Origin of the sequence: Rhodococcus sp. NPDC127593 (assembly GCF_042671975.1) — a bacterium.
GTDB lineage: Bacteria > Actinomycetota > Actinomycetes > Mycobacteriales > Mycobacteriaceae > Rhodococcus_F.
Genome location: NZ_JBHXWI010000003.1, coordinates 244,389 through 267,894 on the forward strand (window position 1 = coordinate 244,389; position 23,506 = coordinate 267,894).

The 23,506-nt window shown below is 68.6% G+C and carries 22 protein-coding genes and 1 pseudogene; 9 read left to right on the forward strand and 14 right to left on the reverse strand.

What is annotated here, in order from left to right; genetic code table 11:
- Positions 1-64 precede the first annotated feature (64 nt).
- Positions 65-2,248 carry a hypothetical protein gene (locus ACFVJ3_RS04140; RefSeq protein ID WP_378450876.1) on the forward strand — a complete coding sequence of 728 codons (2,184 nt, stop codon included), beginning with the start codon at positions 65-67 and terminating at the stop codon, positions 2,246-2,248.
- Here ACFVJ3_RS04140 and ACFVJ3_RS04145 read toward each other — a convergent pair.
- Positions 2,220-3,071: an SGNH/GDSL hydrolase family protein gene (locus ACFVJ3_RS04145; RefSeq protein WP_378450844.1), complete on the reverse strand. Its 852-nt coding sequence runs from the start codon at positions 3,069-3,071 to the stop codon at positions 2,220-2,222. The two genes, ACFVJ3_RS04140 and ACFVJ3_RS04145, sit on opposite strands and share 29 nt — an antisense overlap.
- A gap of 61 nt (positions 3,072-3,132) precedes the next feature.
- The gene (locus ACFVJ3_RS04150; protein ID WP_378450845.1) at positions 3,133-3,756 is read right to left on the reverse strand and encodes a helix-turn-helix domain-containing protein; all 624 of its coding nucleotides are present in this window, start codon (positions 3,754-3,756) and stop codon (positions 3,133-3,135) included.
- An 86-nt stretch (positions 3,757-3,842) separates the two neighbouring features.
- Between ACFVJ3_RS04150 and ACFVJ3_RS04155 the strand changes: the two genes are divergently transcribed.
- A complete protein-coding gene (locus ACFVJ3_RS04155) occupies positions 3,843-4,799 on the forward strand; it encodes an NAD(P)/FAD-dependent oxidoreductase (RefSeq protein ID WP_378450846.1) in 957 nt (318 codons plus the stop codon).
- Here ACFVJ3_RS04155 and ACFVJ3_RS04160 read toward each other — a convergent pair.
- Positions 4,789-5,754 (reverse strand): Gfo/Idh/MocA family protein, encoded by a 966-nt coding sequence (locus ACFVJ3_RS04160; RefSeq protein ID WP_378450847.1) that lies wholly within the window; start codon positions 5,752-5,754, stop codon positions 4,789-4,791. The two genes, ACFVJ3_RS04155 and ACFVJ3_RS04160, sit on opposite strands and share 11 nt — an antisense overlap.
- Entirely contained in the window at positions 5,754-6,854 is a 1,101-nt protein-coding gene (locus ACFVJ3_RS04165; RefSeq protein ID WP_378450848.1) for a DegT/DnrJ/EryC1/StrS family aminotransferase, read from the reverse strand. The genes ACFVJ3_RS04160 and ACFVJ3_RS04165 overlap by 1 nt, the downstream gene beginning before the upstream one ends.
- 104 nt (positions 6,855-6,958) lie before the next feature.
- Here ACFVJ3_RS04165 and ACFVJ3_RS04170 point away from each other — a divergent pair, with 104 nt between their 5' ends.
- The 3 genes from ACFVJ3_RS04170 (at position 6,959) to ACFVJ3_RS04180 (ending at position 9,542) form a co-directional block, all read left to right on the forward strand.
- Entirely contained in the window at positions 6,959-7,678 is a 720-nt protein-coding gene (locus tag ACFVJ3_RS04170; protein WP_378450849.1) for a DapH/DapD/GlmU-related protein, read from the forward strand.
- A 69-nt stretch (positions 7,679-7,747) separates the two neighbouring features.
- Positions 7,748-8,740: a YbhN family protein gene (locus ACFVJ3_RS04175; RefSeq protein WP_378450850.1), complete on the forward strand. Its 993-nt coding sequence runs from the start codon at positions 7,748-7,750 to the stop codon at positions 8,738-8,740.
- A gap of 10 nt (positions 8,741-8,750) precedes the next feature.
- Positions 8,751-9,542, forward strand: a complete 792-nt coding sequence (locus ACFVJ3_RS04180; RefSeq protein ID WP_378450851.1) for a class I SAM-dependent methyltransferase — start codon at positions 8,751-8,753, stop codon at positions 9,540-9,542.
- Here the strand turns inward: ACFVJ3_RS04180 and rfbB are convergent.
- Complete coding sequence (rfbB, locus tag ACFVJ3_RS04185; RefSeq protein WP_378450852.1) at positions 9,532-10,536, reverse strand: dTDP-glucose 4,6-dehydratase; 1,005 nt, start codon at positions 10,534-10,536, stop codon at positions 9,532-9,534. The genes ACFVJ3_RS04180 and rfbB overlap by 11 nt on opposite strands.
- A gap of 63 nt (positions 10,537-10,599) precedes the next feature.
- Between rfbB and rfbA the strand changes: the two genes are divergently transcribed.
- The 4 genes from rfbA to ACFVJ3_RS04205 are packed head-to-tail and all read left to right on the forward strand — an operon-like array spanning position 10,600 to position 13,462.
- Positions 10,600-11,475, forward strand: a complete 876-nt coding sequence (rfbA, locus tag ACFVJ3_RS04190) for a glucose-1-phosphate thymidylyltransferase RfbA (RefSeq protein ID WP_378450853.1) — start codon at positions 10,600-10,602, stop codon at positions 11,473-11,475.
- Positions 11,476-11,477: 2 nt separating this feature from the next.
- Positions 11,478-12,065, forward strand: a complete 588-nt coding sequence (locus tag ACFVJ3_RS04195; protein ID WP_378450877.1) for a dTDP-4-dehydrorhamnose 3,5-epimerase family protein — start codon at positions 11,478-11,480, stop codon at positions 12,063-12,065.
- 58 nt (positions 12,066-12,123) lie between these two features.
- Positions 12,124-12,630 (forward strand): polyketide cyclase, encoded by a 507-nt coding sequence (locus ACFVJ3_RS04200; RefSeq protein ID WP_378450854.1) that lies wholly within the window; start codon positions 12,124-12,126, stop codon positions 12,628-12,630.
- Positions 12,631-12,652: 22 nt separating this feature from the next.
- Positions 12,653-13,462: an enoyl-CoA hydratase gene (locus tag ACFVJ3_RS04205; protein WP_378450855.1), complete on the forward strand. Its 810-nt coding sequence runs from the start codon at positions 12,653-12,655 to the stop codon at positions 13,460-13,462.
- Between the two features lie 14 nt (positions 13,463-13,476).
- On the opposite strand, the gene ACFVJ3_RS04210 is transcribed toward ACFVJ3_RS04205, so the two are convergent.
- From ACFVJ3_RS04210 to ACFVJ3_RS04250, 9 genes and pseudogenes are all read right to left on the reverse strand, one after another.
- Entirely contained in the window at positions 13,477-14,934 is a 1,458-nt protein-coding gene (locus tag ACFVJ3_RS04210) for a rhamnulokinase family protein (protein ID WP_378450856.1), read from the reverse strand.
- Positions 14,934-16,973 (reverse strand): bifunctional aldolase/short-chain dehydrogenase, encoded by a 2,040-nt coding sequence (locus ACFVJ3_RS04215; RefSeq protein ID WP_378450857.1) that lies wholly within the window; start codon positions 16,971-16,973, stop codon positions 14,934-14,936. The genes ACFVJ3_RS04210 and ACFVJ3_RS04215 overlap by 1 nt, the downstream gene beginning before the upstream one ends.
- A gap of 29 nt (positions 16,974-17,002) precedes the next feature.
- On the reverse strand, positions 17,003-18,448 hold the full coding sequence (locus ACFVJ3_RS04220) for an arabinose isomerase (RefSeq protein WP_378450858.1): 1,446 nt from the start codon (positions 18,446-18,448) through the stop codon (positions 17,003-17,005).
- The gene (gene rhaI / locus ACFVJ3_RS04225) at positions 18,448-19,629 is read right to left on the reverse strand and encodes an L-rhamnose isomerase (protein ID WP_378450859.1); all 1,182 of its coding nucleotides are present in this window, start codon (positions 19,627-19,629) and stop codon (positions 18,448-18,450) included. Before rhaI ends, ACFVJ3_RS04220 begins: the two co-directional genes overlap by 1 nt.
- Before the next feature lie 6 nt (positions 19,630-19,635).
- On the reverse strand, positions 19,636-19,998 hold the full coding sequence (locus ACFVJ3_RS04230) for an L-rhamnose mutarotase (RefSeq protein WP_378450860.1): 363 nt from the start codon (positions 19,996-19,998) through the stop codon (positions 19,636-19,638).
- An 8-nt stretch (positions 19,999-20,006) separates the two neighbouring features.
- Positions 20,007-21,083, reverse strand: coding sequence for a rhamnose ABC transporter substrate-binding protein (rhaS, locus tag ACFVJ3_RS04235; RefSeq protein WP_378450861.1), 1,077 nt, complete (start codon positions 21,081-21,083; stop codon positions 20,007-20,009).
- 62 nt (positions 21,084-21,145) lie between these two features.
- Positions 21,146-22,195, reverse strand: coding sequence for an ABC transporter permease (locus ACFVJ3_RS04240; RefSeq protein ID WP_378450862.1), 1,050 nt, complete (start codon positions 22,193-22,195; stop codon positions 21,146-21,148).
- On the reverse strand, positions 22,185-23,240 hold the full coding sequence (locus ACFVJ3_RS04245; protein WP_378450863.1) for an ABC transporter permease: 1,056 nt from the start codon (positions 23,238-23,240) through the stop codon (positions 22,185-22,187). Before ACFVJ3_RS04245 ends, ACFVJ3_RS04240 begins: the two co-directional genes overlap by 11 nt.
- A pseudogene (locus ACFVJ3_RS04250) lies at positions 23,237-23,419 on the reverse strand (hypothetical protein); the annotation flags it as partial. The gene ACFVJ3_RS04245 and the pseudogene ACFVJ3_RS04250, both read right to left, overlap by 4 nt.
- Between the last annotated feature and the right edge of the window lie 87 nt (positions 23,420-23,506).

A 23,506-nucleotide genomic window follows, 5' to 3' on the forward strand; every position in this document is an offset into this window, starting at 1 on the left:
AGGCTCGGAGTCCGTGGCACCCTCCGCGTCCGTGTCTTCGACGTTCACCCGATCGATACACCGCATGCCCGAGTGGATGGTGGCACTGGCGGTCGCGGTGGCTGCCGCGGCCATCGCGACGATTCCGCGGATCGTGTACGACCGCTTCTACTACGGCGGCGACATGCTGGAGTCGTTCGTGCCGTCCTGGCACCGGATCGGCACGGAACTCCTGGCCGGGCGGTGGCTCACCGTCAATCCCGATGCCTGGATCGGCGGAAACTATGCGGGTGAGGCCGCCTACGGTCTCTACAACCCGGTCAACCTGGCCAACTACCTCCTGGCCGCGAAATTCGAGAACCTGTCCGTCGCGGCGTTCGTGATCATGGCCGAGTTCCTGGCGCTGTTCGCCCTCGCCACGTATCTGCTGTGCCGCGAATACGGCGCCCGTCGCGGTTCCGCGATCCTCGCCGGACTGACGATTCCCTTCAGCGGTTTCACCCTGTTCTACGAGGCGGCGGGCTGGCCGTCCGGGATGATGGCCGTCGCGTGGGTGACGCTGTTCTGGTGGTCGTCGCTCCGCCTCTCCCGCGGGCGCACGAACCCTGTGGTCACCTTCGTGATCGGCGCACTGACGGTGAGCATGGGCAACCCGTACGCCGCGCTGGGCGCGGTGGTCGTTCTCCTCGGCATCGGGATAGGCCTGCTCGCACAGCGGCAGTTCTTCCGGTTGGTCGTGCTGGTGATCACCGGCGCGTGCGCGGGCACCGCCGCGCTGGTGACGTACCTGCCACTGTTTCTCAGCGTCGACGTCACCACCCGCGCCGGCAGCACCGGCATCTTCAACGACACGTTCCTGCAGCCGCAGATCGGCGGCCCCGCGGGAATGAGCAGCCCGTCGTATCTCCCCGTGATCATGACGTTCGGGGGTCCCGTCGAGGTGATCCCGTCGCTGTACCTCGCGTGGTTCGTGCTGCCGCTGCTGCCGTGGCTGCCGTGGGGCCGGATCCGCGCGCTGTTCGCGTCCTCGCAGTTCCGTCGCGCGCACGGGCGACCGCTGATCAGTCTGGGCGTCATCGCGGTCGTCTACTTCCTCTTCACGTTCGGACCGTCGAACGTCGGGATGTTCCGGTGGCCGATCCGGCTGGTCGAGTACCTGTACCTGTGCGTGGTGATCGGCCTGTCGCTCGCGCTGTCGCTGGGCATTGCCCGCGGCCGGGTGCGTCAGCGGGCGACGGCGTCGGCCCTGCTGATCGTGCTGGGCTTCTACCTGGCGTTCTCGTCCTCCCCCGCCCTGACGCTGCGACACACGCTGTTCGCGCTGCTCGTCGCGGCCCTGTGCGTGCTCGCGTACACCGCCTGGCGCGCTCGGGGCCCGAATGCTCACGTCGCCGCCCTGGTCCTGGGCACCGTGGTGGTGACCGCCGCGCAGGTGTGGTCCCTCACCCGCGACGTCGAGCGCGGCACTCGCGTCGACCCGGCGAGTACGTCGGTGCTGTCCGAGCAGACGGACCGCTACCAGGGCACCGTTCTGCAACTCGCCGACCTGGACGACACGTCCCACGAGGACGTCACCGCAGGCCGGATCCTGTTCGGCAACGAGATCATGGCGTCGTCCGCCGAGGGCAGCATCAACGCCTACACCGGCATCGGGTTCACCGAGTTCCAGGAAGCCCTGTGCATGGACTACCGCGGCGCCGTCTGCCCCGGGGTGTACGGGGCGCTCTGGCGGCCGGTGAACGCGGACATCCCGATCCCGCTGATCGATTACCTGCGGGTGTCGACGCTCGTGGTGGAGCACGGGCTCGTGCCCGAGGTGGAGACGGCACCGCCCCCACCCGGCTGGCACGTCACCGAACGCAGCGACTCGCGGACGGTGTTGCAGCGTGACCGGCCGCTGCCCTTGCCCGGGCGTGTGTCGTTCGCGTCCGACGGCGTCCGGGTGCTCTCGTCCGACTCGAGCGCGGCGACGGAGACCGTGCGGGTGGCAGGCAGCGGCGGCACCGTCTCGTTCGCGCGCCTCGCGTGGCCCGGCTACTCGGCCACCGTCGACGGCGAGCCGGTGGACGCGACCGCGGGCTGGCACGGTCTGCTCGAGGTGTCGGTGCCGCCGGGTGACCACGAACTGGTCGTGACGTTCCGGCCGCCGCGGCAGAACCTGTCCGTCGCGGCATTCGGCGGAGCGACGGTCGTGGTGCTGATCCTGTCCGTCGTCGATCCGGTGGTACGCCGGCGGAAGCTCAGCGCGGCGACCACCCGGACGACGTGAACGCGGACGCCTCGGTGGAGCCGGATTGCGCGACCGCCGCGGACGACAACGCGTCGGCGATCAGCTGGTGGCCGATCTGGTTCGGGTGGTCGCCGTCGTCGGCCAGCAGCCCGGTGGGATCTCCGTCGCCCCACGTCCCCTTGAACGTGCTGAACAGGTCGACGTAGGTGGCGCCCTCCGCACCCGCGACCTCCGAGATGACGTCGTTTGCGCGCAACGTCAGCACGGCACTGTCCCGGAGGAACTGCGGGCCGTACAACTCGCGGGCCACGTCGCCGTCCGGGAAGACGTCCCAGTACCCGGTGACCAGGACCGCGGTCGGCTGACCGGCCCGCAGTTCGGCGATGCGGTCGAGCACGGACGTCAGCGTGGTCTGCAGCTGCGGCAGGACGGGTTCGAAGCAGCCGAGCCCGTCATCGCCACCGCAGTCGCCGCCCAGGTAGTCGTCGAGTTCGGTGTAGAAGTCGTTGGCGCCAATCGTGACGGTGACGAGGTCGGCGTCACGGACGGCGTCGGCGTCGTATTGGCCTGGCTCGAGGGAATCGAGCAGATCGGTACTGGTCCAGCCCCCGACACCCAGGTCGGCCACCTGCACGGGCAGCGCGTCGTCGTCGGACAGCTGATCGCCGAACAGTTCCACGAACGGCGTGCAACCGGGGCATCCGTCACCGGCCGGGATGGAATCCCCCAGGCCCACGAGAGTTGCGCCCGCGGGCGGCGATTGTGGCTGCGGCTGTGCCACGGGCGGTGCCACAGTCGTGGAACAGCCGGCGAGGAGCGGAATCACGACCGCTACGGGAACACCGAGAATCCAGCGTCGCACGGGGCCTCCCCATCACGTCCTGCGCCTCGGAGGGAGCGCTCGTCACCGGTCCGGACGAATTCTACCGACGGTCGCGCTCGGCTGCCGTTCCCCGCGGGACCGTGCGGACGTGCGCCCGCTCGCCCTGGGGACCGAACAGGCTGAGGATTTCCGCCGGCTGCGGTCCGGGGTTGCCGAACCAGTGCGGGACGTGGGTGTCGAACTCCGCGACCTCCCCCGGCGTCAGGATCACGTCGTGTTCGCCGAGCAGCAGTCGCAGCCGGCCGGACAGGACGTACAGCCATTCGTAGCCCTCGTGGACCTGCAGGTTCGGGATGCCGCTCGGGTCACCCGGCGGGATCACGTGCTTGAACGCCTGGATCCCGCCGGGCCTGCGGGTCAGCGGGATGATCGTCGAGCCGTTGCGCTCGAGGGGCCGCAGATGGACGCGGGGGTCGCCGGTGGCGGGTGCGTCGACGAGTTCGTCCAGGGGCAGCTGGTGGGCCCGCGCCAGGAGCAGCATCAGCTCGAGGGTGGGTTTCCGCTGGCCGGACTCGAGCCGCGACAGGGTGCTCACCGAGATCCCGGTGGACTCGGACAGCTGGGCGAGGGTCGCGCCGCGCTGCTGGCGGAGAGCCTTCAGCCGCGGTCCCACGGCATCGAGGACCCCGTCCAGATCGGGTACGTCGTCGTTCACACACACCATGTTGCCACAGCGGCAAACTTGCTTGCCAGTTTCGCGGGCTCCCCGGACAGTGGACGTCACGAGGTCGACGAACGAAGGAGAACGCGATGGAAGACAGTTACGACGTAGTGGTCGTCGGCGGCGGCGCAGCCGGACTCGGCGGGGCTGTGGCCCTGTCGCGGGCACGCCGATCGGTGCTCGTGATCGACGCCGGCTCCCCGCGCAACGCACCGGCCGGGCACATTCACAACTATCTCGGCCGAGAGGGCACCCCTCCCGGTGAACTACTGGCCATCGGACGCGAAGAGGTCGCCGGGTACGGCGGCGAGATCGTGACCGGCACCGTCACGTCCGCCGACAACGTCGGGGACGGCCAGTTCCGGGTGACGCTCGCCGACGGCGCGACCGTGCGGGCGCGGAGACTGCTCGTGACCACCGGCCTCGTCGACGTGCTCCCCGACATCCCCGGGGTGGCCGAGCGATGGGGACGGGACGTCCTGCACTGCCCCTACTGCCACGGCTGGGAGGTCCGAGACCAGCCGGTCGGCGTCCTGGCCGGCAGTCCGCTGGCGGTGCACCAGGCGCTGATGTGGCGGCAGTGGACCGAGAACGTGACACTGTTCCTGAACGACGCGAACGAACCCACCGGCGAGGAGTACGAGCAGCTCGCGGCACGCGGTATCGCCATGATCGACGGACGTGTCGCCGGACTCGAGGTGCAGGGCGACCGGCTGACCGGTGTCCGGCTGCGCACGGGTCAGGTCTTCCCCCTCACCGCCGTGGTGGTCCCTCCCCTGTTCAGGGCGCGCGCCGACTTCCTCACCAGCCTCGGCCTGGACACCACCGAGATGGAGATGGGTGGGCACGTGATCGGCACCGCCGTCGCCGCCGACGCGACCGGCGCCACCGCGGTTCCGGGGGTATGGGTGGCCGGCAACGTCGCAGACCCGAAGGCGCAGGTGATCGTCGCGGCCGGGGCCGGTCTGAGCGCCGCGGCAGCTCTCAACGCCGACCTCATCGCGGAAGACACCCGGCTGGCGGTGGCCGGAGCGCTCAGCCGGTAGCCGACACGGTCGCCTCGTGGACCACGCGATGCGCGGGCAGGATCGAGTCACGTTCCGCGTCGGCATCCCCCTCGCCGCCGATCAGCCCGACGTAATGCGCTAGCTGGGCGGCGAGGGGTTCGTCGCTGTAGCGGAGGGTGGGGATCTCGATCACCGTCTGCTGCTTGTAGCCGTCGCGGTCGGCGGGCAGGTCGTCGTCGATGTGCCGGTAGATGGTGATGTCGCGGCGCAGGAGATCGATCTCGATCAGGCGGTCCGGCTCCAGCAGCGACAACTGCCGGACCTTCCGCTGACTCACCCGGCTGGCCGAGATGGTGGCCACCGCACCGGATTCGAAACGCAGCACCGCCTCCGCGCAGTCCTCGGCCTCGTTGCGCCGCGAACTGTCGTGGAAGTACCCGAACTCGGCCTTCACACCGACGGGCGGTGATCCGACGAAACCGATCGCGAGGTCGACGTCGTGGATCAGCAGGTCGGTCGCGACGCCGGTGGGGATGCGGGAGACGAACGGCGAGTGCCGGATTCCGTTGACCTGCCACACGTCACCGGCGAATTCGCGGGCCGTCCGGACCGCCGGGTTGAACCGCTCGAGCAGGCCGCACATCAGCGGGACACCCGTCGCGGCGGCGCGTTTCACCAGATCGGTGCTCTCCTCGTACGTTGCGGCGAGCGGCTTTTCGACGAGCACGGGCTTGCCGAGGTCGAGGACGCGGCCCGCCAATTCGTAGTGGGTGGGTGTCGCCGCCGCGACGACGGCGGCGTCGATGCCGTCCAGGTCGTCGAAATCCGCAGCCCACGTGGCACCGAACCGTGCGGCCACCTCCCGCCCGTGTTCCTCTCGCGGTTCCACGAGCAGGGCGAGGTCACACAGCGAGGACTGTGCGAGAACGCGGGCGTGCAGCGAACCCATCCTGCCGGATCCGATGAGGGCGATCCGCGGTCGCGTGGACGTCATCACGCCTCCATCGCCTCGCGCACCGCGGCGACGATCCGGTCGACGTCGTCGGTGGAGAGCGCGGCGTGGACGGGAATGCTGAGGCACCGGCGGGCCACGGACGTCGCGACCGGCGTCGGCGAGGCGATCACCCGGGGATGCTCGCGGTAGCAGTCGTAGTCGTAGACGGTTCTCGGGTAGTAGACCCCGCTGCCGACTTCCCGATCGCCCAGGCGCTGCGCGAGGGTGTCGCGGTCGATCGGTGCATCGGGCGCGAGGATCACGGTGAACTGGTGCCACACGTGCCCACGGCCCGCGAGTTCCGACGGCAGAACGAGACCTTCGACGTCTTTCAGACCGGTCCGCAGTGCCTCCGCATTGCGCCGGCGCGACTCCACCTGTTGCAGATAGGAACCCAGCTGCGGCAAACCGAGACTGGCCTGCAGATCCGTCATCCGGAAGTTCTGGCCCGCCATCTCGTACTCGTAGCGGCGTCGCATGCCCTGATTCCGCAGCACGCGCAACCGGTCGGCCACCGCGTCGTCGTCCGTCGTGACCATGCCGCCCTCGGCGGTGGTGAGATTCTTGGTGGCATAGAACGAGAAGCAGCCGAGTCCGAAGCTGCCCGCACCCTTGCCGTCGAACGTGGCACCGTGCGCCTGCGCGGCGTCCTCGACCACAGCGAGGCCCCGGGTCTCGGCCAGCGGCATCAGCGCACCCATGTCCGCGGTCTGCCCGTACAGATGCACCGGCATCAGCACCCGGGTGCGGTCGTTCACGCACTGCGCCACGACGTCGGGGTCGAGCGCGAAATCGGCCTCCCCGATGTCCGCGAACCGGGCCGTCGCGCCGGAATCGAGAATCGCGTTGAGCGTGGCCACGAACGTGAACGGGGTGGTGAGCACCTCGTCGCCCGGCTGGAGATCCAGCACCCGCAGTGCCGCGATCAGCGCGGTGGTGCCACTGTTCACGGCCACGGCGTGCCGGGTGCCGACGAGTTCGGCGAACCCCTCCTCGAACCTCGCGACCTTCGGTCCCTGCGCGACCATCCCGGATCGCAGGGTGTCGAGAACCTCGCGCTCGACGTCCTCTCCGAAAGAGATACTCGAGATCGCGATCACGGTTCCTCCGATAGATTGACGTGCGTTCACACCGTCTTCACAGATTGCACCCTCTTGAAGGTTCCCACGGTCTGCACGGCTCCTGGAAGGAATCCGAAACTTTCATGACCATCGGTGAAAACTGCGAGATCCACCCGACCGTCGTGATAGGCGACGGCGTCACTGTCGGGGACCGTGTGAGCATCGGACCGTATGCCGTCCTCACCGGACCTCTCGACATCGGCGACGACTGCTGGATCGGCGCCCACGCGACGCTCGGGGCGCCCCCGGAGTGGATCGGGAAGACGCATCCCCGCACGTGGACGGAGGTCAGCCCGCATCAGGGTGTCGTGATCGGCGCGGGCACCGTGATCCGGGAGATGAGCGCCGTCCAGCAGGGCGCCGAGCGGCCGACGACCATCGGCCGCGGCGGATTCGTCATGAACCACACGTCCGTCGAGCACGACGTCCGGATCGGCGACGACTGCGTCCTCTCGCCGTCCAGCACCCTCGGCGGTCACGTGACCCTCGCCGACGGGGTCAATCTCGGCATGAGCGCGGTGGTGCATCAGCGGCGGGTGATCGGTGCGCGCGCAATGGTCGGAATGGGATCGGTCGTCGCCAAGGACATTCCGCCGTTCGCCACGGTGTTCGGCAACCCCGCCGCCCTGCGCGGCACCAACCGGGTGGGCATGAGCCGCGCCGGGATCGCCGACCGAGACATCGCGGCCGTGGCGAAGTTGTACGCCAAGGGGCGCCTCGATGACGACGTGGAACTCCCGCATTCGCTCGCCGACGCGTTCGCCTGGTGGCGGGAGTTGGCGGTGAAACCGCTCGTTTCCTGATCCGGCGCCCTCCGATTGCTATCGTCGGAAACGAACGCTGCACCGCCGCAGCGCACTGCCGGTGAGGGGGTGGTTCTCGTGGACGCCGATCCCGAGATCGTCCCGGACCGCGGCGGTCGCGCCGTGCTGACGAACGCGCTGCGGATCCTCGTCACCCTCGCGATAGTCGTCGCCATCGTGTTCGCCGTGAAATCGCAGTGGGCCGAGGTCAGGGACACGATCACCCAGCTGGACTGGTGGGCACTCGTCGTCTCCGCGGTGTTCGTCTTCCTCGGCATGGGCGCGGCGGTGCGCGCGTGGCAGCACGCGCTCGGCGCCCTCGAACACCCGATTCCCGCGTTCGACGCCGCCCGCTGCTACCTGGTCGGCCAGCTCGGCAAGTATCTGCCGGGCAGCGTGTGGGCGTTCGTCCTCCAGACCGAGCTCGTGCGCCGGGCCGGGGTGTCGCGGGCCAACGGATTCGTCGCCGTCCTCGTCACCGTCGGGCTGAGCATCACGTCGGCGCTGGTCGTCGGGCTGCTGGCGCTGCCCGCCCTGTTCCACATCAGCACCGTCGCGGCGGTCGCGGTGATCGTTCTCGTCCCGATCGCCCTCGTATGCTGCTATCCCCCGGTCCTCACCCGGCTGGTGAACCTGGCCCTGCGGATCCTGCGGCGCGCCCCGCTGCAGCGGCAGCTGACCATGCACAAGATCGGGCGGGCCCTCGGCTGGTGCGCCGTCAGCTGGGTCCTCTACGGCGTGCATCTCTGGTTCCTCGCGTCGAGCTCGGCGGGATTCGAGGCGGGCACCCTGGTGCAGTGCATCGGCGCGATCGCCCTCGGCATGTGCGCCGGCGTGCTGGTGGTGGTCGCGCCGTCCGGCATCGGGGTCCGCGAGGCCGTCGTCGTCGCGGCCCTGTCCCCGTTCATGGACAGCGGGGTCGCGCTCGGGCTGGCTCTCGCGTCACGCCTGGTGTTCACGCTGTGCGAGGTGCTCGCCGGCTTCGTCGCCTCGATCGCCGGTTCTCGTTCGCTGCGCAACGCCCTCGTTCACGAGGATTCCCGGGTACCGCAGCCGTCGTGAGGAGACCGCGATGACGGATGCCTGGGAGATCGATCCCGCGTACGAGCTCTATATCGGCCGCTGGAGCAGGCTGGTCGCTCCAGCGTTCCTGCGGTGGCTGGCCGCCGGCCCCGGCGGCGCATGGTGCGACGTGGGTTGCGGGACCGGCGCCCTCGCCCACACCGTTCTCCGCACAGCGGATCCGGTCGGGGTGGTCGGAGTCGAGCCGTCACAGCCCTTCGCGGCGTCGGCTCGGGCACGCACGGACGATCCCCGTTTCGACGTCCGGTCGGGCACCGCCGAATCCATCCCCGCCGGGGACGGCGAGTTCGACCGGGTGGTGTCCGGGCTGGTCCTCAACTTCGTTCCCCACCCGATCGAGGGGCTCGCCGAGATGCGCCGAGTCACGCGAGCCGGCGGGACGATAGCCGGGTACGTGTGGGACTACGCCGACGGGATGCAGATGATTCGCGCATTCTGGGACGCCGCACGCGAACTCGACGAGGCGGCCGCGAACCTCGACGAGGGCGTCCGCTTCCCGCTCTGCCGGCCGCAGCCTCTCCGCGACGCACTGGCCACCGCGGGTCTGGCCGGGGTGGAAGTGCACCCGCTCGACATTCCCACCGTGTTCGCCGGCTTCGACGATTTCTGGCGCCCATTTCTGGGCGGTCAAGGGCCCGCGCCCGGATACTGCTCGTCCCTCCCCGCCGGGCGCCGAGACGAGCTTCGCGACCTGCTCGATACCCGCTTGCGGCGCGACGACGCGGGCCGCATCGCACTGACGGCGAGAGCGTGGGCGTTCCGCGGAACCGTCAGCCGATGACGGATTCCGTGGCCGCATACGCCTTCTCCGCGGATTCCTTCTGCGCCCGCCACCACGACTCGTTGTCGCGGTACCACCGCACCGTGGCCTCGAGCCCGCTGCGGAAATCCTTGTACTGCGGCGTCCAACCCAGTTCGGTGCGCAGCCGGGTCGAGTCGATCGCGTAGCGCAGGTCGTGGCCCGGGCGGTCGGTGACGAAGTCGAGGTCGCCGGCATCGCGGCCGAACAGCTCGAGCAGCGTTCCGACGACGGTCCGGTTGTCGACCTCGCCGTCCGCACCGATCAGATACGTCTGACCGAGACTCCCCTTGTCCAGGATCGTCCAGACGGCCGCGTTGTGGTCGTCGACGTGGATCCAGTCGCGCACGTTCTTCCCGCTGCCGTACAACCGGGGGCGCACCCCGTCGATCAGGTTGGTGATCTGGCGCGGAATGAACTTCTCGACGTGCTGGTACGGACCGTAGTTGTTGGAACAGTTCGACAGGGTGGCCCGCACCCCGAACGACCGCGCCCAGGCCCGCACCAGCAGATCGCTGGACGCCTTGGTGGCCGAGTACGGGCTCGACGGGTTGTAGGGGGTCGACTCGGTGAAGCGCTCGGGGTCGTCCAGTTCGAGGTCGCCGTACACCTCGTCGGTGGAGATGTGGTGATACCGGACGTCGTGGGCGCGGACGGCCTGCAGCAGCGAGAACGTGCCCATCACGTTCGTCTGCACGAACGGCGTCGGATCGGCCAGCGAATTGTCGTTGTGCGATTCCGCGGCGAAGTGGATCACCGCGTCCGAGTCCGCGACCAGACGGTCCACCAGCGCGAAATCCGCCACATCGCCGTGCACGAACTCGATGCGGTCGGCCACCGGGTCGAGCGACCGCCGGTTGCCGGCGTACGTCAGCGCGTCGAGCACCGTCACCTGCACGTCCGGCCGCTCGGCGACCGTCTGGTGCACGAAGTTCGCACCGATGAACCCGGCGCCGCCTGTCACGAGAAGCCTCATGTGCACCCACCCTAGTGGGGCGCCCGAGTTTCTATCCGACGCGAACACTGGAACACTGCGCACATGCGCGGAATCATCCTGGCAGGCGGCACCGGGTCCCGGTTGCACCCGATCACTCTCGGAGTGAGCAAGCAACTGGTCCCGGTCTACGACAAGCCGATGATCTACTACCCGCTCTCCACCCTGATGCTGGCCAACATCCGGGACATCCTCGTCATCACCACCCCGCACGACGCCGAGCAGTTCCGCCGGCTCCTCGGCGACGGCTCCCAGTTCGGGGTGAACCTCACGTACAAGGTGCAGGAGGAACCGAACGGCCTGGCGCAGGCGTTCGTGCTCGGCGCCGACCACGTCGGCAACGAGTCCGTGTCGCTCGTGCTCGGCGACAACATCTTCTACGGCCCCGGCCTCGGTTCCCGGCTGAACCGCTTCGAGAACATCGACGGCGGCGCCGTGTTCGCCTATTGGGTATCCGATCCCAGTTCCTACGGTGTGGTCGAATTCGACGACACGGGCCGAGCTATTTCGATCGAGGAGAAGCCCGCCACCCCGAAGTCGAACTTCTCGATCCCCGGGCTCTACTTCTACGACAACGACGTCGTCTCGATCGCGCGCGACCTGAAGCCGTCGGACCGCGGCGAGTACGAGATCACCGACGTCAACCAGGCCTACCTGCAGTCCGGACGGCTGCAGGTCGAGGTGCTTCCCCGCGGAACCGCGTGGCTCGACACCGGCACCGTCGATTCGCTGCTCGAGGCGTCGAACTTCGTGCGCACGCTCGAACACCGGCAGGGACTGAAGATCGGCGTCCCGGAAGAAGTCGCGTGGCGCCGCGGGTTCATCACCGACGCCGAATTATGTGCCCGCGCCGAAACTCTCGGCAAGTCGGGGTACGGCGACTATCTTCTCGAACTCCTCGAGCGCGGCAAGGACTGGTGACAGTGGAGTATCGGGAACTGAAGGTTCCGGGCGCCTGGGAGATCACCCCGCGGCAGTTCGGCGACGACCGCGGCGTGTTCCTCGAATGGTTCAAGGGCTCGGAGTTCGAGGCCGCCGTCGGGCACACCCTCGAACTCGCGCAGGCCAACTGCTCGGTGTCCGCCGCCGGGGTCCTGCGCGGCATCCACTTCACCGACAACCCGCCCGGACAGGCGAAATACGTCACCTGCGTCAAGGGTGCGTTCCTCGACGTCATCGTCGACCTGCGGGTCGGGTCGCCGATGTTCGGGCAGTGGGATTCGGTGCTCATCGACGACGTCGACCGCCGCGCCGTGTACCTTCCGGCCGGTGTCGGCCACGCGATCCTGTCGCTCGAGGACGCGTCGACCGTGATGTACCTGTGCTCGATCGAGTACACCCCGGCCCTCGACCACGACCTTCATCCGCTCGACCCCGAACTGGGAATCGACTGGCCCACGGTGGGCCGGGACGGCAGCCCGCTGACGTTCCAGCTGTCCGAGAAGGATTCGGCCGCACCGTCTCTGAAACAGGCCATGGACGCCGGAGTGCTGCCCACCTTCCCCATGTGAGTGTTTTTGCGTGCCCGAGCACTCGATGCCACTCACATGGGGGTGGCAGGATGCGGACATGACAACTGACATCAGCGAGCGGCTGGAGGTCCGGCGGGCTGTCGCCGCGGACCCGGCGACGATCTTCGGTCTACTCTGCGATCCCGAGGGACATGTGGCGATCGATAGTTCCGGGATGCTGATGTCCGCGGAAGGGGACCGCGTCACGGCGGCGGGCGACACGTTCGTCGTGCACATGGACCGCGACGCGTTGAACGACTTCGACCTCGGTCTCTACGACGTGACGGTGACGATCGAGACATTCGTGCCCGACCGGGAGATCTCCTGGAAGGTCCTCGGGCAGATCCGGCCGCAGATCGGGCACGTGTACGGCTACCGGCTCGATCCGATCGACGAGGGAACAATGGTGACGTCGTTCTACGACTGGTCGTCCATCGACCCGGTCTGGCGCGAGTCCGGGATCTTCCCGGTGATTTCCGAGAACGCCCTGCGCGCGACGCTCGGCATCCTCGCGCGCACGGTCGCCCCCGGACGTCCGCGACCACAAATCGATCCAGAGAATTGAAACGTGTTCTAGTATCGAGGGCGTGAACTTCGTCGTCGTCGACCATCCCCGGCCGGGCATCGCCCTGGTGACGCTCAACCGCCCGGAACGCATGAATGCGATGGCGTTCGACGTGATGATCCCGTTCCGCGACGCGCTGGAGGAGATCAGCAACGACAACTCGGTGCGCGCAGTGGTGATCACCGGCGCGGGCCGCGGCTTCTGCTCCGGCGCCGACCAGAGGTCCTCGGGCACGCTCCCCCACGTCGACGGCCTCACCCCGCCGACCGTCGCCCTGCGGGCCATGGAGATGCTCGACAACGTGGTGCTCTCGCTCCGCCGGATGCATCAGCCGGTGATCAGCGCCGTCAACGGCGCGGCCATCGGAGGCGGCCTGTGCCTGGCGCTCGCCTCCGACATCCGGATCGCGGCGGACGACGCCTACTTCCGGGCGGCCGGCATCAACAACGGCCTGACCGCGAGTGAGCTGGGCCTGAGTTACCTGCTGCCGCGGGCGATCGGTTCGTCCCGCGCGTTCGAGATCATGCTGTCCGGTCGGGACGTGCACGCCGACGAGGCCGAGCGGATCGGACTCGTGTCGCGGTGCGTGCCCGGCGAGGACCTCCTGGACGAATGCTTCGACCTCGCCGAGCGCATGTCGCGGTTCTCCCGGCCGGGTCTGGAACTGACGAAGCGCACGCTGTGGTCCGGGCTCGACGCCGCCTCACTCGAAGCCCACATCCACCAGGAGGGCCTCGGACAGCTGCTGGTGCGGCTGCTGACCGACAACTTCGAGGAGGCCACCGCCGCGCGGAAGGACAAGCGCGAACCGCAGTTCCGGGACCGGCACTAGGGCAGAGACAGGCGTCAGGCCCGGGACAACCGCGCCGCCGACGGCGCGAACTCGCGCAGGGTGAACGAATTCGACACGACCGCACGTAGTTCGGCGAGCCCCCCGGACAGCACACCGGCCGCCCGCGCCTGCACCAGGACGTTGCCGAGGGCGGAACCCTCGACGGGTCCGGCGACGACGGGCAGCCCGGTGGCGTCCGCCGTCAGCTGGCACAGCAGGGCGTTCTGGGATCCGCCGCCGACGATGTGCACCACATCGATCGGCGTGCCGGTGAGCTCGACGACCGACTGCACCGACCGCCGGTACGCGTCCGCGAGACTGTCCAGCACACACCGGATCACTTCGGCCGGGCCCTCCGGGACGCGCTGACCCGTCCGCGCACATTCGGCGGCGATGCGGGCGGGCATGTCGCCCGGCGGCAGGAAAACCGGCAGGTCCGGGTCGACGACGGAGCCGAGGTCGGTCAGCGCGGCGGCGTCCTCCAGCAGTTCCTGCAGTGACACCTCCAGCCCGTCCGCCTGCCACTGCCGCATCGACTCCTGCACCAGCCACATGCCCATCACGTTCCGCAGCAACCGGGTGGTGCCGTCGACGCCGGCCTCGTTGGTGAACCCGGCCGCCCGCACGTCCTCGGTGCGCACGGGGACGGACAGTTCCGCCCCCACCAGCGACCACGTCCCCGACGCGATGTACGCGAACCGCGTGCTCGCCGCGGGTACCGCGACGACGGCCGACGCCGTGTCGTGGCTGCCGACGGCCACCACCGTCGGGGGACGGTCCGTGGTCCCGATCTCGTCGGCGACGTCGGGCCGAACGGCCCCGATCACTGAACCGGGTTCCACCACCGGGGGCAGCACACGGTCGTCGAGACCGAGCCGCGCGACCAGCGCACGGTCCCAGTCGCGGCTCACCGGATCGAGCAGACCGGTGGTGGACGCGTTGGTCACCTCGCCTGCGCGAACCCCGCTGAGCCAGTACGCCAGAAGGTCGGGGATCATCAGCAACTGCTCCGCGACGTCGAGCCGCTGCGCGCCGCTCTCCCGCTCGGCCAGCAATTGGTACACCGTGTTGAACGGCAGTTGCGCGATGCCGTTGCGCTCGAACAACTCCCGATCCGGTATCGACGATCGCACCCCGGCCGCGACGCCCCACGTCCGCTGGTCGCGGTAGTGGTACGGCATCCCGAGGAGGGAGCCGTCACCGCCGAGCAGCCCGTAATCCACCGCCCACGTGTCGATTCCGATCGACACGAGGACGTCACCGCGGGCCTCGGCCTCCGTTGCCGCGGCCCGCAGCCCGTCCAGCACACCCCGATAGAGGCCGGCCAGATCCCAGTGCAGCGATCCACCCAGCCGGACCGGGCGGTTGGGGAAACGCGCAACCTCGTCGAGGGTGATCACGCCGTCGGCGACGCCGCCCAGCATCACCCGCCCGCTGGAGGCACCCAGGTCGATCGCGGCGAACGCGTCCATCAGCGCAGGAACGCCGCAGCGACACCGGCATCCACCGGGATGTGCAGTCCGGTCGTGTGCGTGAGGTCGCCGCCGGTGAGCGCGAACACCGCGTTGGCGACGTGCTCGGGCAGCACCTCCCGCTTGAGCAGGGTGCGCTGCGCGTAGTACTCGCCCAGCTTCTCCTCCTCGACGCCGTACACGGCGGCCCGCTTGGCGCCCCAGCCGCCGGCGAAGATGCCCGAACCCCGCACCACACCGTCCGGGTTGATGCCGTTGACGCGGATGCCGTACTCGCCCAGCTCCGCCGCGAGCAGACGCACCTGGTGCGCCTGGTCGGCCTTCGTCGCCGAGTACGCGATGTTGTTGGGCCCGGCGAACACCGAGTTCTTCGACGAGATGTAGACGATGTCGCCGCCCATCGCCTGGGCGGTCATCACCCGCGCCGCCTCCCGCGACACCAGGAACGAGCCCTTCGCCATCACGTCGTGCTGCAGGTCCCAATCCTTCTCGGTGGTCTCGAGCAGCGGCTTGGAGATCGACAGCCCCGCATTGTTGACGACGAGATCGACTCCGCCGAACGCCAGGACCGCGGCCTCGAACGCCGCGGCGACCTGGTCGGCGCTGGTCACGTCCGCTGCGACCCCCACGGCGACGTCGCTGCCGCCGATCTCGGCAGCAGCCTCGGCCGCCTTCGCCTGGTCGAGGTCGGCGATGACGACGCACGCACCCTCCGCGGCGAGGCGCTGCGCGATCGCCTTGCCGATTCCCGACGCCGAACCGGTGACCAGGGCGATGCGGGTGGCGAGCGGCGCCGGCTTCGGCAGGCGCGCCAGCTTCGCCTCCTCGAGGGCCCAGTACTCGATGCGGAACTTCTCCCGCTCGTCGATCGGTTGGTACGTGGAGATGGCCTCGGCGCCGCGCATCACGTTGATCGCGTTGACGTAGAACTCGCCCGCCACCCGCGCGGTCTGCTTGTTCGCGCCGAACGAGAACATCCCGACGCCGGGGACCAGGACGATTGCCGGGTCGGCACCGCGCATCGCCGGGCTGCCCTGCTCCGCGTACTCGTCGTAGTACCGGGCATAGTCCTCGCGGTAGGCGGCGTGCAGTTCACGCAGTCGCGCGGTGACGTCCTCGAGCGACGCGGCCGGCGGCAGGTCGAGGACCATCGGCCGGACCTTGGTGCGGAGGAAATGATCCGGGCACGACGTGCCCAGCGCGGCGAGACGCGGATGCTCCTGCGCCGCCAGGAAGTTCAGCACCTCCTCGCTGTCGGTGAAGTGCCCCACCTGCGGGCGATCGGTGGAGGCCAGTCCACGCAACAGCGGGAACAGTGCGGCGGCGCGGCGGCGACGCTCCTCGGCAGGCAGTGCCCCGTAGCCCGCGATCGCGGGACCGAACGGCTGCTCGCGGCCGTTGTCGGCGATGAACTGCTCGGCCGTGCGAATGATCTCGAGCGAACGCTGCTCGCATTCCTCGCTCGTCGACCCCCACGCGGTGATGCCGTGACCACCCAGGATGCAGCCGATCGCCTGCGGGTTCGCCTCCGCGATGGCCGAGATGTCGAGGCCCAGCTGGAAACCGGGGCGGCGCCACGGCACCCACACCACACGGTCGCCGAAGCACTTGCGGGTCAGCTCCTCACCGTCCGCGGCGGTCGCGAGCGCGATGCCGGAATCGGGGTGCAGGTGGTCGACGTGCGGCGCGTTCACCAGACCGTGCATGGCGGTGTCGATCGACGGCGCGGCACCGCCCTTGCCGTGCAGGCAGTAGTCGAATGCGGCGACCATGTCGTCCTCGGCGTCGAGGCCCGGGTAGACGTCGGTCAGGGCGCGGACCCGGTCGAGACGCAGCGCGGCGAGACCGGCGGGCTTCAGCGTGCCGAGGTCTCCGCCGGAACCCTTCACCCAGACGAGTTCCACCTCGGCGCCGGTCACGGGGTCGACGTCGGTGCCCTTGGCGGAGGTATTGCCGCCGGCGTAGTTGGTGTTCCGAGCGTCGGCACCCAGTCTGTTGGACCGTGCGATCAGTTCGGCAATGGTGCTCGTGGCGTTCACTTCTTGTTTCTCCCTCGAGATTCTTGACTTCAGACCCGGATGAATTCGATGCCGAGCAACTCTGCTGCGGCCTTGATCGCGCCGGCACGGTGCCCGACGCACAACGCCCAGTGGTGACCCGTCCCGGTGGCGCTCCACTCGTCCGTCCACTCCCCCGGGTCCCGGCCGAAGTCGACCCGGGACGTGGTGTTGCCGATCGCCAGGAGCGGTCCGGGGACCACTTCACCCTCGGACGCGATGAACGAGTACGAGCCGTCGCGGTTCTGCCCGACCGCGAAGGTCGTGACGGGCCCGTGTGTCACGTCGAACTCGACGCTGACGCCGTACCCCCGCTTGCCGTGATAGACACCGAGACCGCGGAGCAGCGGTTCGGCGGACGAGATCTGCAGATGGGCCGGTCCGTCGTGACCCATTTCGACGACGCCGTCGCGGAAGTTCAGTGCCTGCAATTCCGTGAACGATCCACCGGCGCCCATCCGGTCCGAGACCAGCATCGCGACCGCGGTGCGGATGTCGTACTCCCCGGCCAGCGGAATACCGCGGGCGGTGAGCAGGGACGCTCCGAGAATCATTCCGGCGCCGAGCTGTTCGTGCAGTTCACCGTCGAGCCCGCGGTGGTAGTACGCCATGGCGTCGAGAGCGAAGTCCGCGACGATGCGGTCGAGTCCGACGGAGACCCTGGCTCCCCAGGCCAGATCGTCCGCGTTCACCGAATCATCAAGCGCGAAAACCTCTTTCGCGAGCGCGACACGGTCGGCCGTCTCGCGATCGGAGACCGCATCGACCCGTACCCGGAGGTCGTCGAATTCGAGCACCTCCACGTGCGCGCCGAACTGGGACGACAACAGGGTCATGTCGGTCGAGATGTCGAGCATCCCCGGGTACAGGTGACCCATGAGCCCGAGCCGGCCGTGCCGCAGGGCGGCCCGTGCCGAGGCGGCACTCACCCAGGCGTCGATGCGCCGCCAGGCGTTCTCGTCGTGCAGGTACCCGGACACCGACCGGAAGTCGATGCCACTGCGCCGGAACACGTTCGCGACCTCCGGCAGCGGGCACTGCCCGCAGTAGGCCAGCCACGTCCCCGTGTCGGTGTTCGCGTGATCCATCGCCTCGGTCGGCTGCAGATCGATCAGCAGCACCGGTACGTTGGTCCGCTGCGCGATCGGCAGCACCATCGACGACGTCAGGTAGGTGGTCAGGAAGATCACCACCAGGTCGCAGTCGGCCTGCCTCAGCGTCTCGGCCGCGACGGCGGACTCCTGCGGGTCCGAGACGAACCCGGCATCGACGACCTGACAGTCCTGCTCCTCGAATCGGCCCGTCACGTACCGGGCGGACTCCTGCAGGACACCCCGGAGGCTTGGGAACTGCGGCCAGTAGGCGCCGAGCCCACCCGATACCAGCCCCAGCCGGGTCTTCCGGGGACGCACGCGTTCGAGGCGGGCGGGCACGGCGTCCGTCGTCGTATCGGTCATCACGCGCCCCAGCTCGCCTGGTTTCCGCCGACCCGCTCGTGCTCGATCCGCTCCAGGTATCCGGAGCGGGCGAACGCGCCGATCGGGTCGGCTTCCCTGCCCTGCGATTCACGCAGTTCCGCCAGCAGCGGCCGGACGTCGGTGTTGTATCCGTCCATCAGCACCGCGTGGGCACCGAGCACGTCACCCGACTGCTGGGCCGCCTCGAGTGCGTCCCCGTCGACGAGCAGTGCCTTGGCCGTGGCTTCCTGGACGTTCATGATCGACCGGATCTGGCCGGGGATCTTCGGCTCGATGTTGTGGCACTGGTCGAGCATGAAGTTCACCCCGGAGTCCGGGCGATGCGCGCCCGCCCGGACGATCTCGTGCATGATCCGGAACAGCTGGAACGGGTCCGCGGATCCGACGATCAGGTCGTCGTCGGCGTAGAAGCGGGAGTTGAAATCGAAGGCGCCGAGCCGTCCCTGCCGGATCAGCTGGGCGACGATGAATTCGATGTTCGTGCCCGGCGCGTGATGGCCGGTGTCCAGGACGACCTGCGCCTTCTCGCCCAGCGCCAGGCAGTGCAGCAGCGACGTTCCCCAGTCGGGGATGTCGGTGGTGTAGAAGTACGGCTCGAAGAACTTGTACTCGATCAGCAGGCGGTGATCGTCGTCGAGTTCGGCGTAGATCTTCTGCAGCGAATCGGCGAGCCGATCCTGCCGGGCGCGGATCGAATCCTGGCCGGCGTAGTTGGTGCCGTCGGGCAGCCACAGCTTCAGATCCTTCGAGCCCGTGGCCCGCATGACGTCGATGCACTCGACGTGGTGGGCGACGGCCTTCGCGCGGATCTTCGGGTCGGCGTTGGTCAGCGACCCCAGCTTGTAGTCGTCGTCCTGGAACACGTTGGAGTTGATCGCCCCCAGCGACACCCCCTGATCGGCGGCGAACGCGGCGAGCTTGCCGAAGTCGTCGACGCGGTCCCACGGGATGTGCAGCGACACCCTCGGCGCCGCCCCGGTCACACGGTGCACCTGTGCGGCGTCCTCGATCTTCTCGTACGGATCCCGCGGGACGCCGGCCGTGGCGAACACCTTGAACCGGGTGCCGGAATTCCCGTATGCCCAACTGGGCACTTCGATTCCGAAGTCGGCGAGGGCGGAGATGTCGCCGGCCGTGCGCCGAGTGTCAGTTGCCGTCATGGTGAATCATCCTTCGGTGGAGATCGTGTGGTCGAGATGGGTGTGTAGCTGGGCGTCCAGGTCGAAGATCTCGGTGAGGAGCGTGAATCCCTCGTCGGGGGCCACACCGTCGAGTTCGAAGAACGGCGCCATGTCGTGTTGCCACCGCCGGTTGACGTCGGTGCGCGCCATGGCCGCCTGCGCCTGTTCGAGATCGGCCGACTCGACGTAGCCGACGATCAGCCCGTCCGGCCGGATGTGCAGCGAATAGTTGTGCCACCCGCTGGCTTTCAGTGCCTCGAGCATCTCCGGCCAGACCTGGGCGTGCCGGCGAACGTACTCGTCGATCCGGTCCGGCCGGAGTTGCAGGGTGAAGCAGTACTTGGTCATCGGACGGTTCAGAAGTTGTACTGGTCGATGGTGTTCGCGTCGAACACGGTGGGCGGGCCGAGCACGACCTCGCCGCCGGCGCCGATCGTGTACTCGCCGAGCTTGCCCGCCGTGAACTTCTGTCCCTCGGCGCCGGTGATCTGACCGGATGCCAGTGCGGCACCGGCGTAGGCGGAGAGGTAGCCGATGTTGGTCGGGTCCCAGAGGGCGAATTCCTTGACGGTGCCGTTCTTGACGTACTCCCGCATCTGGTTCGGGGTGCCGAGGCCGGTGAGCACGATGTTGCTCTTGTAGCTCGACGACGAGATGTAGCGCGCCGCCGCCGCGATGCCGACCGTCGTGGGCGATACGATCGCCTTCAGGTCGGGGTAGGTCTGCAGGAGGCCTTGCGTTTCCTGGAACGACTTCTGGTCGTCGTCGTTGCCGTACACCGTGGCCACCAGCTGGATGTTCTGGTACTCCGGCTTGCTCGCGAGCTCGGCCTTCAGCACCTCGATCCAGGCGTTCTGGTTGGTGGCGTTGGGGGTGGCGGACAGCACCGCGATCTTGCCGGTGCCGCCGATCTGCTCGCTCGTCATCTTCGCGAGCGTCTCACCGACACCCTGCGTGGTGGCCTGGTTGATGAACAGGTCGCGGCAGTCCTCGGCCGCGTCCGAATCGAACGTCACGACCTTGATGCCGGCGTCGCGGGCCTGGTTCAGCGACGGGCACACGGCGTTCGGATCGTTCGCGGCGATGTTGATCACGTTCTGGCCCTGCTGGATCAGCGTGTTGATGTAGGACACCTGCGAGGACGCGCTCGCATCGTTGGGGCCGACGAGCTTGTACTCGCCGCCGAACTCCTCCACTGCGGTCTTGCCGCCCCCGACCTCGATGTCCGAGTACGGGTTGTTGAGCTGCTTGGGGAGGAACGCGACCTGCAGACCGTCCTGGATCGGCGCGTCGGGGTTCGCGGTACCGGTGGCGCGGTCGCCACCGCCCGAGTTCGACGCCGAATCCTGGGTGGTGCCGCCGCAGGCCGTCAGTCCGATCGAGACTGCGACGATCCCCGCCAGGGGAACGAAGGTCCGGCGGAATCGGGTCATGGTGGATCCTTTCCTCGTGTTCGCGTCACTGCGAACGCTGAAGTGAGAAAGAGCAGGGGAATTCAGGAGGGGTTCTGCAGCTTTCGACGCTGCGCGGACGCCCGCACGGTCTTCAGCAGGTTCGGCAGCAGAACCGCCACGATCAGGAGAACGCCGGTGACGATGGTGAGCGCCTCGTTCGAGATGTCCTCGAGGCGCAGCGCATTCTGCAGTGTGGCGAGCAGCACCACCGCGGCGAGCACGCCGGCCAACCGGCCCTTGCCGCCGAAGATCGACACACCGCCGAGGAGCACCGCGGCGACCACGGCGAGTTCGAGACCGGATCCGTTGTCGGCCCGGGCGCTCGAGTACCGCAGACTCCACAGCACTCCGGCGAGGGCGGCGACCGCGCCGCACACCACGTAGAGCCAGAACTTCAGCCGCGCCCCGTCGATCCCGGCGAAGCGTGCGGCCGTGTCGCTGGCGCCCGTGGCGTAGATGTCGCGGCCGAGCGGGGTGGCCTGGAGGATCACCGCGAACACCAGAGCCACCACGACCAGCGGAATGGCGAGATTGGGGATGGACGTGCCGCCGACCGTTCCCGTCACCCACGACGTGTACGCGCGGGGGAAGTTGGATACCGCCTGGTCACCGAGGAGGACGAACGCGAGCCCACGGAAGAGGGCAAGGGTGCCGATCGTGACGGCCAGGGACGGCAGTCCCAGCTTCGCGACCAGGAAACCGTTGAGGGCACCGAGGACGCAGCCGAGCAGGATGCAGATAGGGATGATCATCTCGATGGCGAAGCCGTTGTTCCACATCCAGCCCATCGCGGCGCCGCTCAGCCCCAGGACGCTCGCCACCGACAGGTCGATCTCGCCGGCGATGATGATGAACGTCATCGGCAGTGCGATCAGGAAGATCGGCGCCAGATCGAGGACGAGGAACGCGAAGTTCCGGCTGCTCCCGAAGTCGGGGTTGGTGACCGACGCGACCACCAGCACGACGACCGTGATGGCGATGATCGCCGAGTCCCAGCCGGCGAGCAACTCGCGGACCCGGCCGACCGTCGACGTCCGACCTGCGGTGTCCGGCTGTGCGGTCGTCGCCGGCTCGATGGTGTCAGTCGACATGGGCGCTCCTCTTCCGAAGTTGCTGTGCGGCACGCACCGCGAGCAGCCGATCGGCTGCGATGGCGACGAGAATCAGCGCACCGACGATGGCCTGCTGCCAGAACTGGTTGATCTGGAGAACGGGCAGCGAACTGTTGATGGTGGTCAGGAGCAGCGCGCCGAGCGCGGCGCCCCAGACGGTGCCGACGCCGCCGACCACGGCCACACCGCCCACGACGGCGGCCGCGATCACGTTGAGTTCGTAGCCGGATCCGGCGGCGGCGTCGACTGTGCCGAAACGCGCCGCGAACATGACCCCGGCGATTCCGGCCATGGCCCCGGAGAAGACGAAGGCGAGCAGGATGCGCTTGCCGACGGCGATGCCCGCGAGTTCGGCGGCGTGGCCGTTCGACCCGATGGCGTAGAGGTCGCGGCCACTGCGGTACCGACGGAGATACACCCCGGCGAGGATCACCGCCACCACCGCGACGACGACGAGCACGGGGACACCGAGAAGTGTTGCGGTGCCCAGCTTCAGGAAGTTCGACGGCATCTCGTCGGCGGTGATCTGCTCGCCGCCTGCCCACAGGTAGGCGATGCCCCGGAAGATGTACATCGTGCCGAGCGTGACGACCAGGGCGGGAACTCCGCCGAACCGCACCAGCAGCGCGTTGGCGAGTCCGCAGATCGCGCCGACCACGATTCCGGCGAGGATGCCGAACACGATCGGCACGCCGTCGGGCCCCTGCATGACACTGCCCGCGGCGAACGCCGACAAGCCGAGAACCGAACCGACCGAGAGGTCGATGTTCTTGGTGATCATGACGACGGTCTGCCCGACCACCAGAACTCCGACGATCGATGCCGCCAGCAGGATGTCGCGAATACTCTGAGAGGACAGGAAATTGCTGTTCTGCATCGTGGTGATCACGACCAGCACGATCAGCGCGGCGAGGATGCCGAGCGAACGGACCTGCAGCACCTTCTCGATCAGGGACGTCCCCCCGTCCGATTTCACCGATGGCTTCGCGGCACCTGCAGGCGCGACGCGGGTGGGTGCGCTCACTGGTGCACCATCCTTGTGTCGGTGGTTTCAGATGGACTGCCGATGCACCCGAGGTGCCGCCGGGTCACTGCCCTGCTCGCTTGACACGATCGATGTCCGGCATGAGTTCTGCAGGACCCGGCGGTCGCCCGGGCCGCGCCGACCGTCGACAGGGCTGAGCGCCACCGAGCTCCGAACAGTGAGCGAACCGGCTGCCGCGTCCCGGCACCGCACGAGGGTGCCTCCCCACTGGGTCTAGCAGCGAGGAGGCTGACATGAAGTCTGCC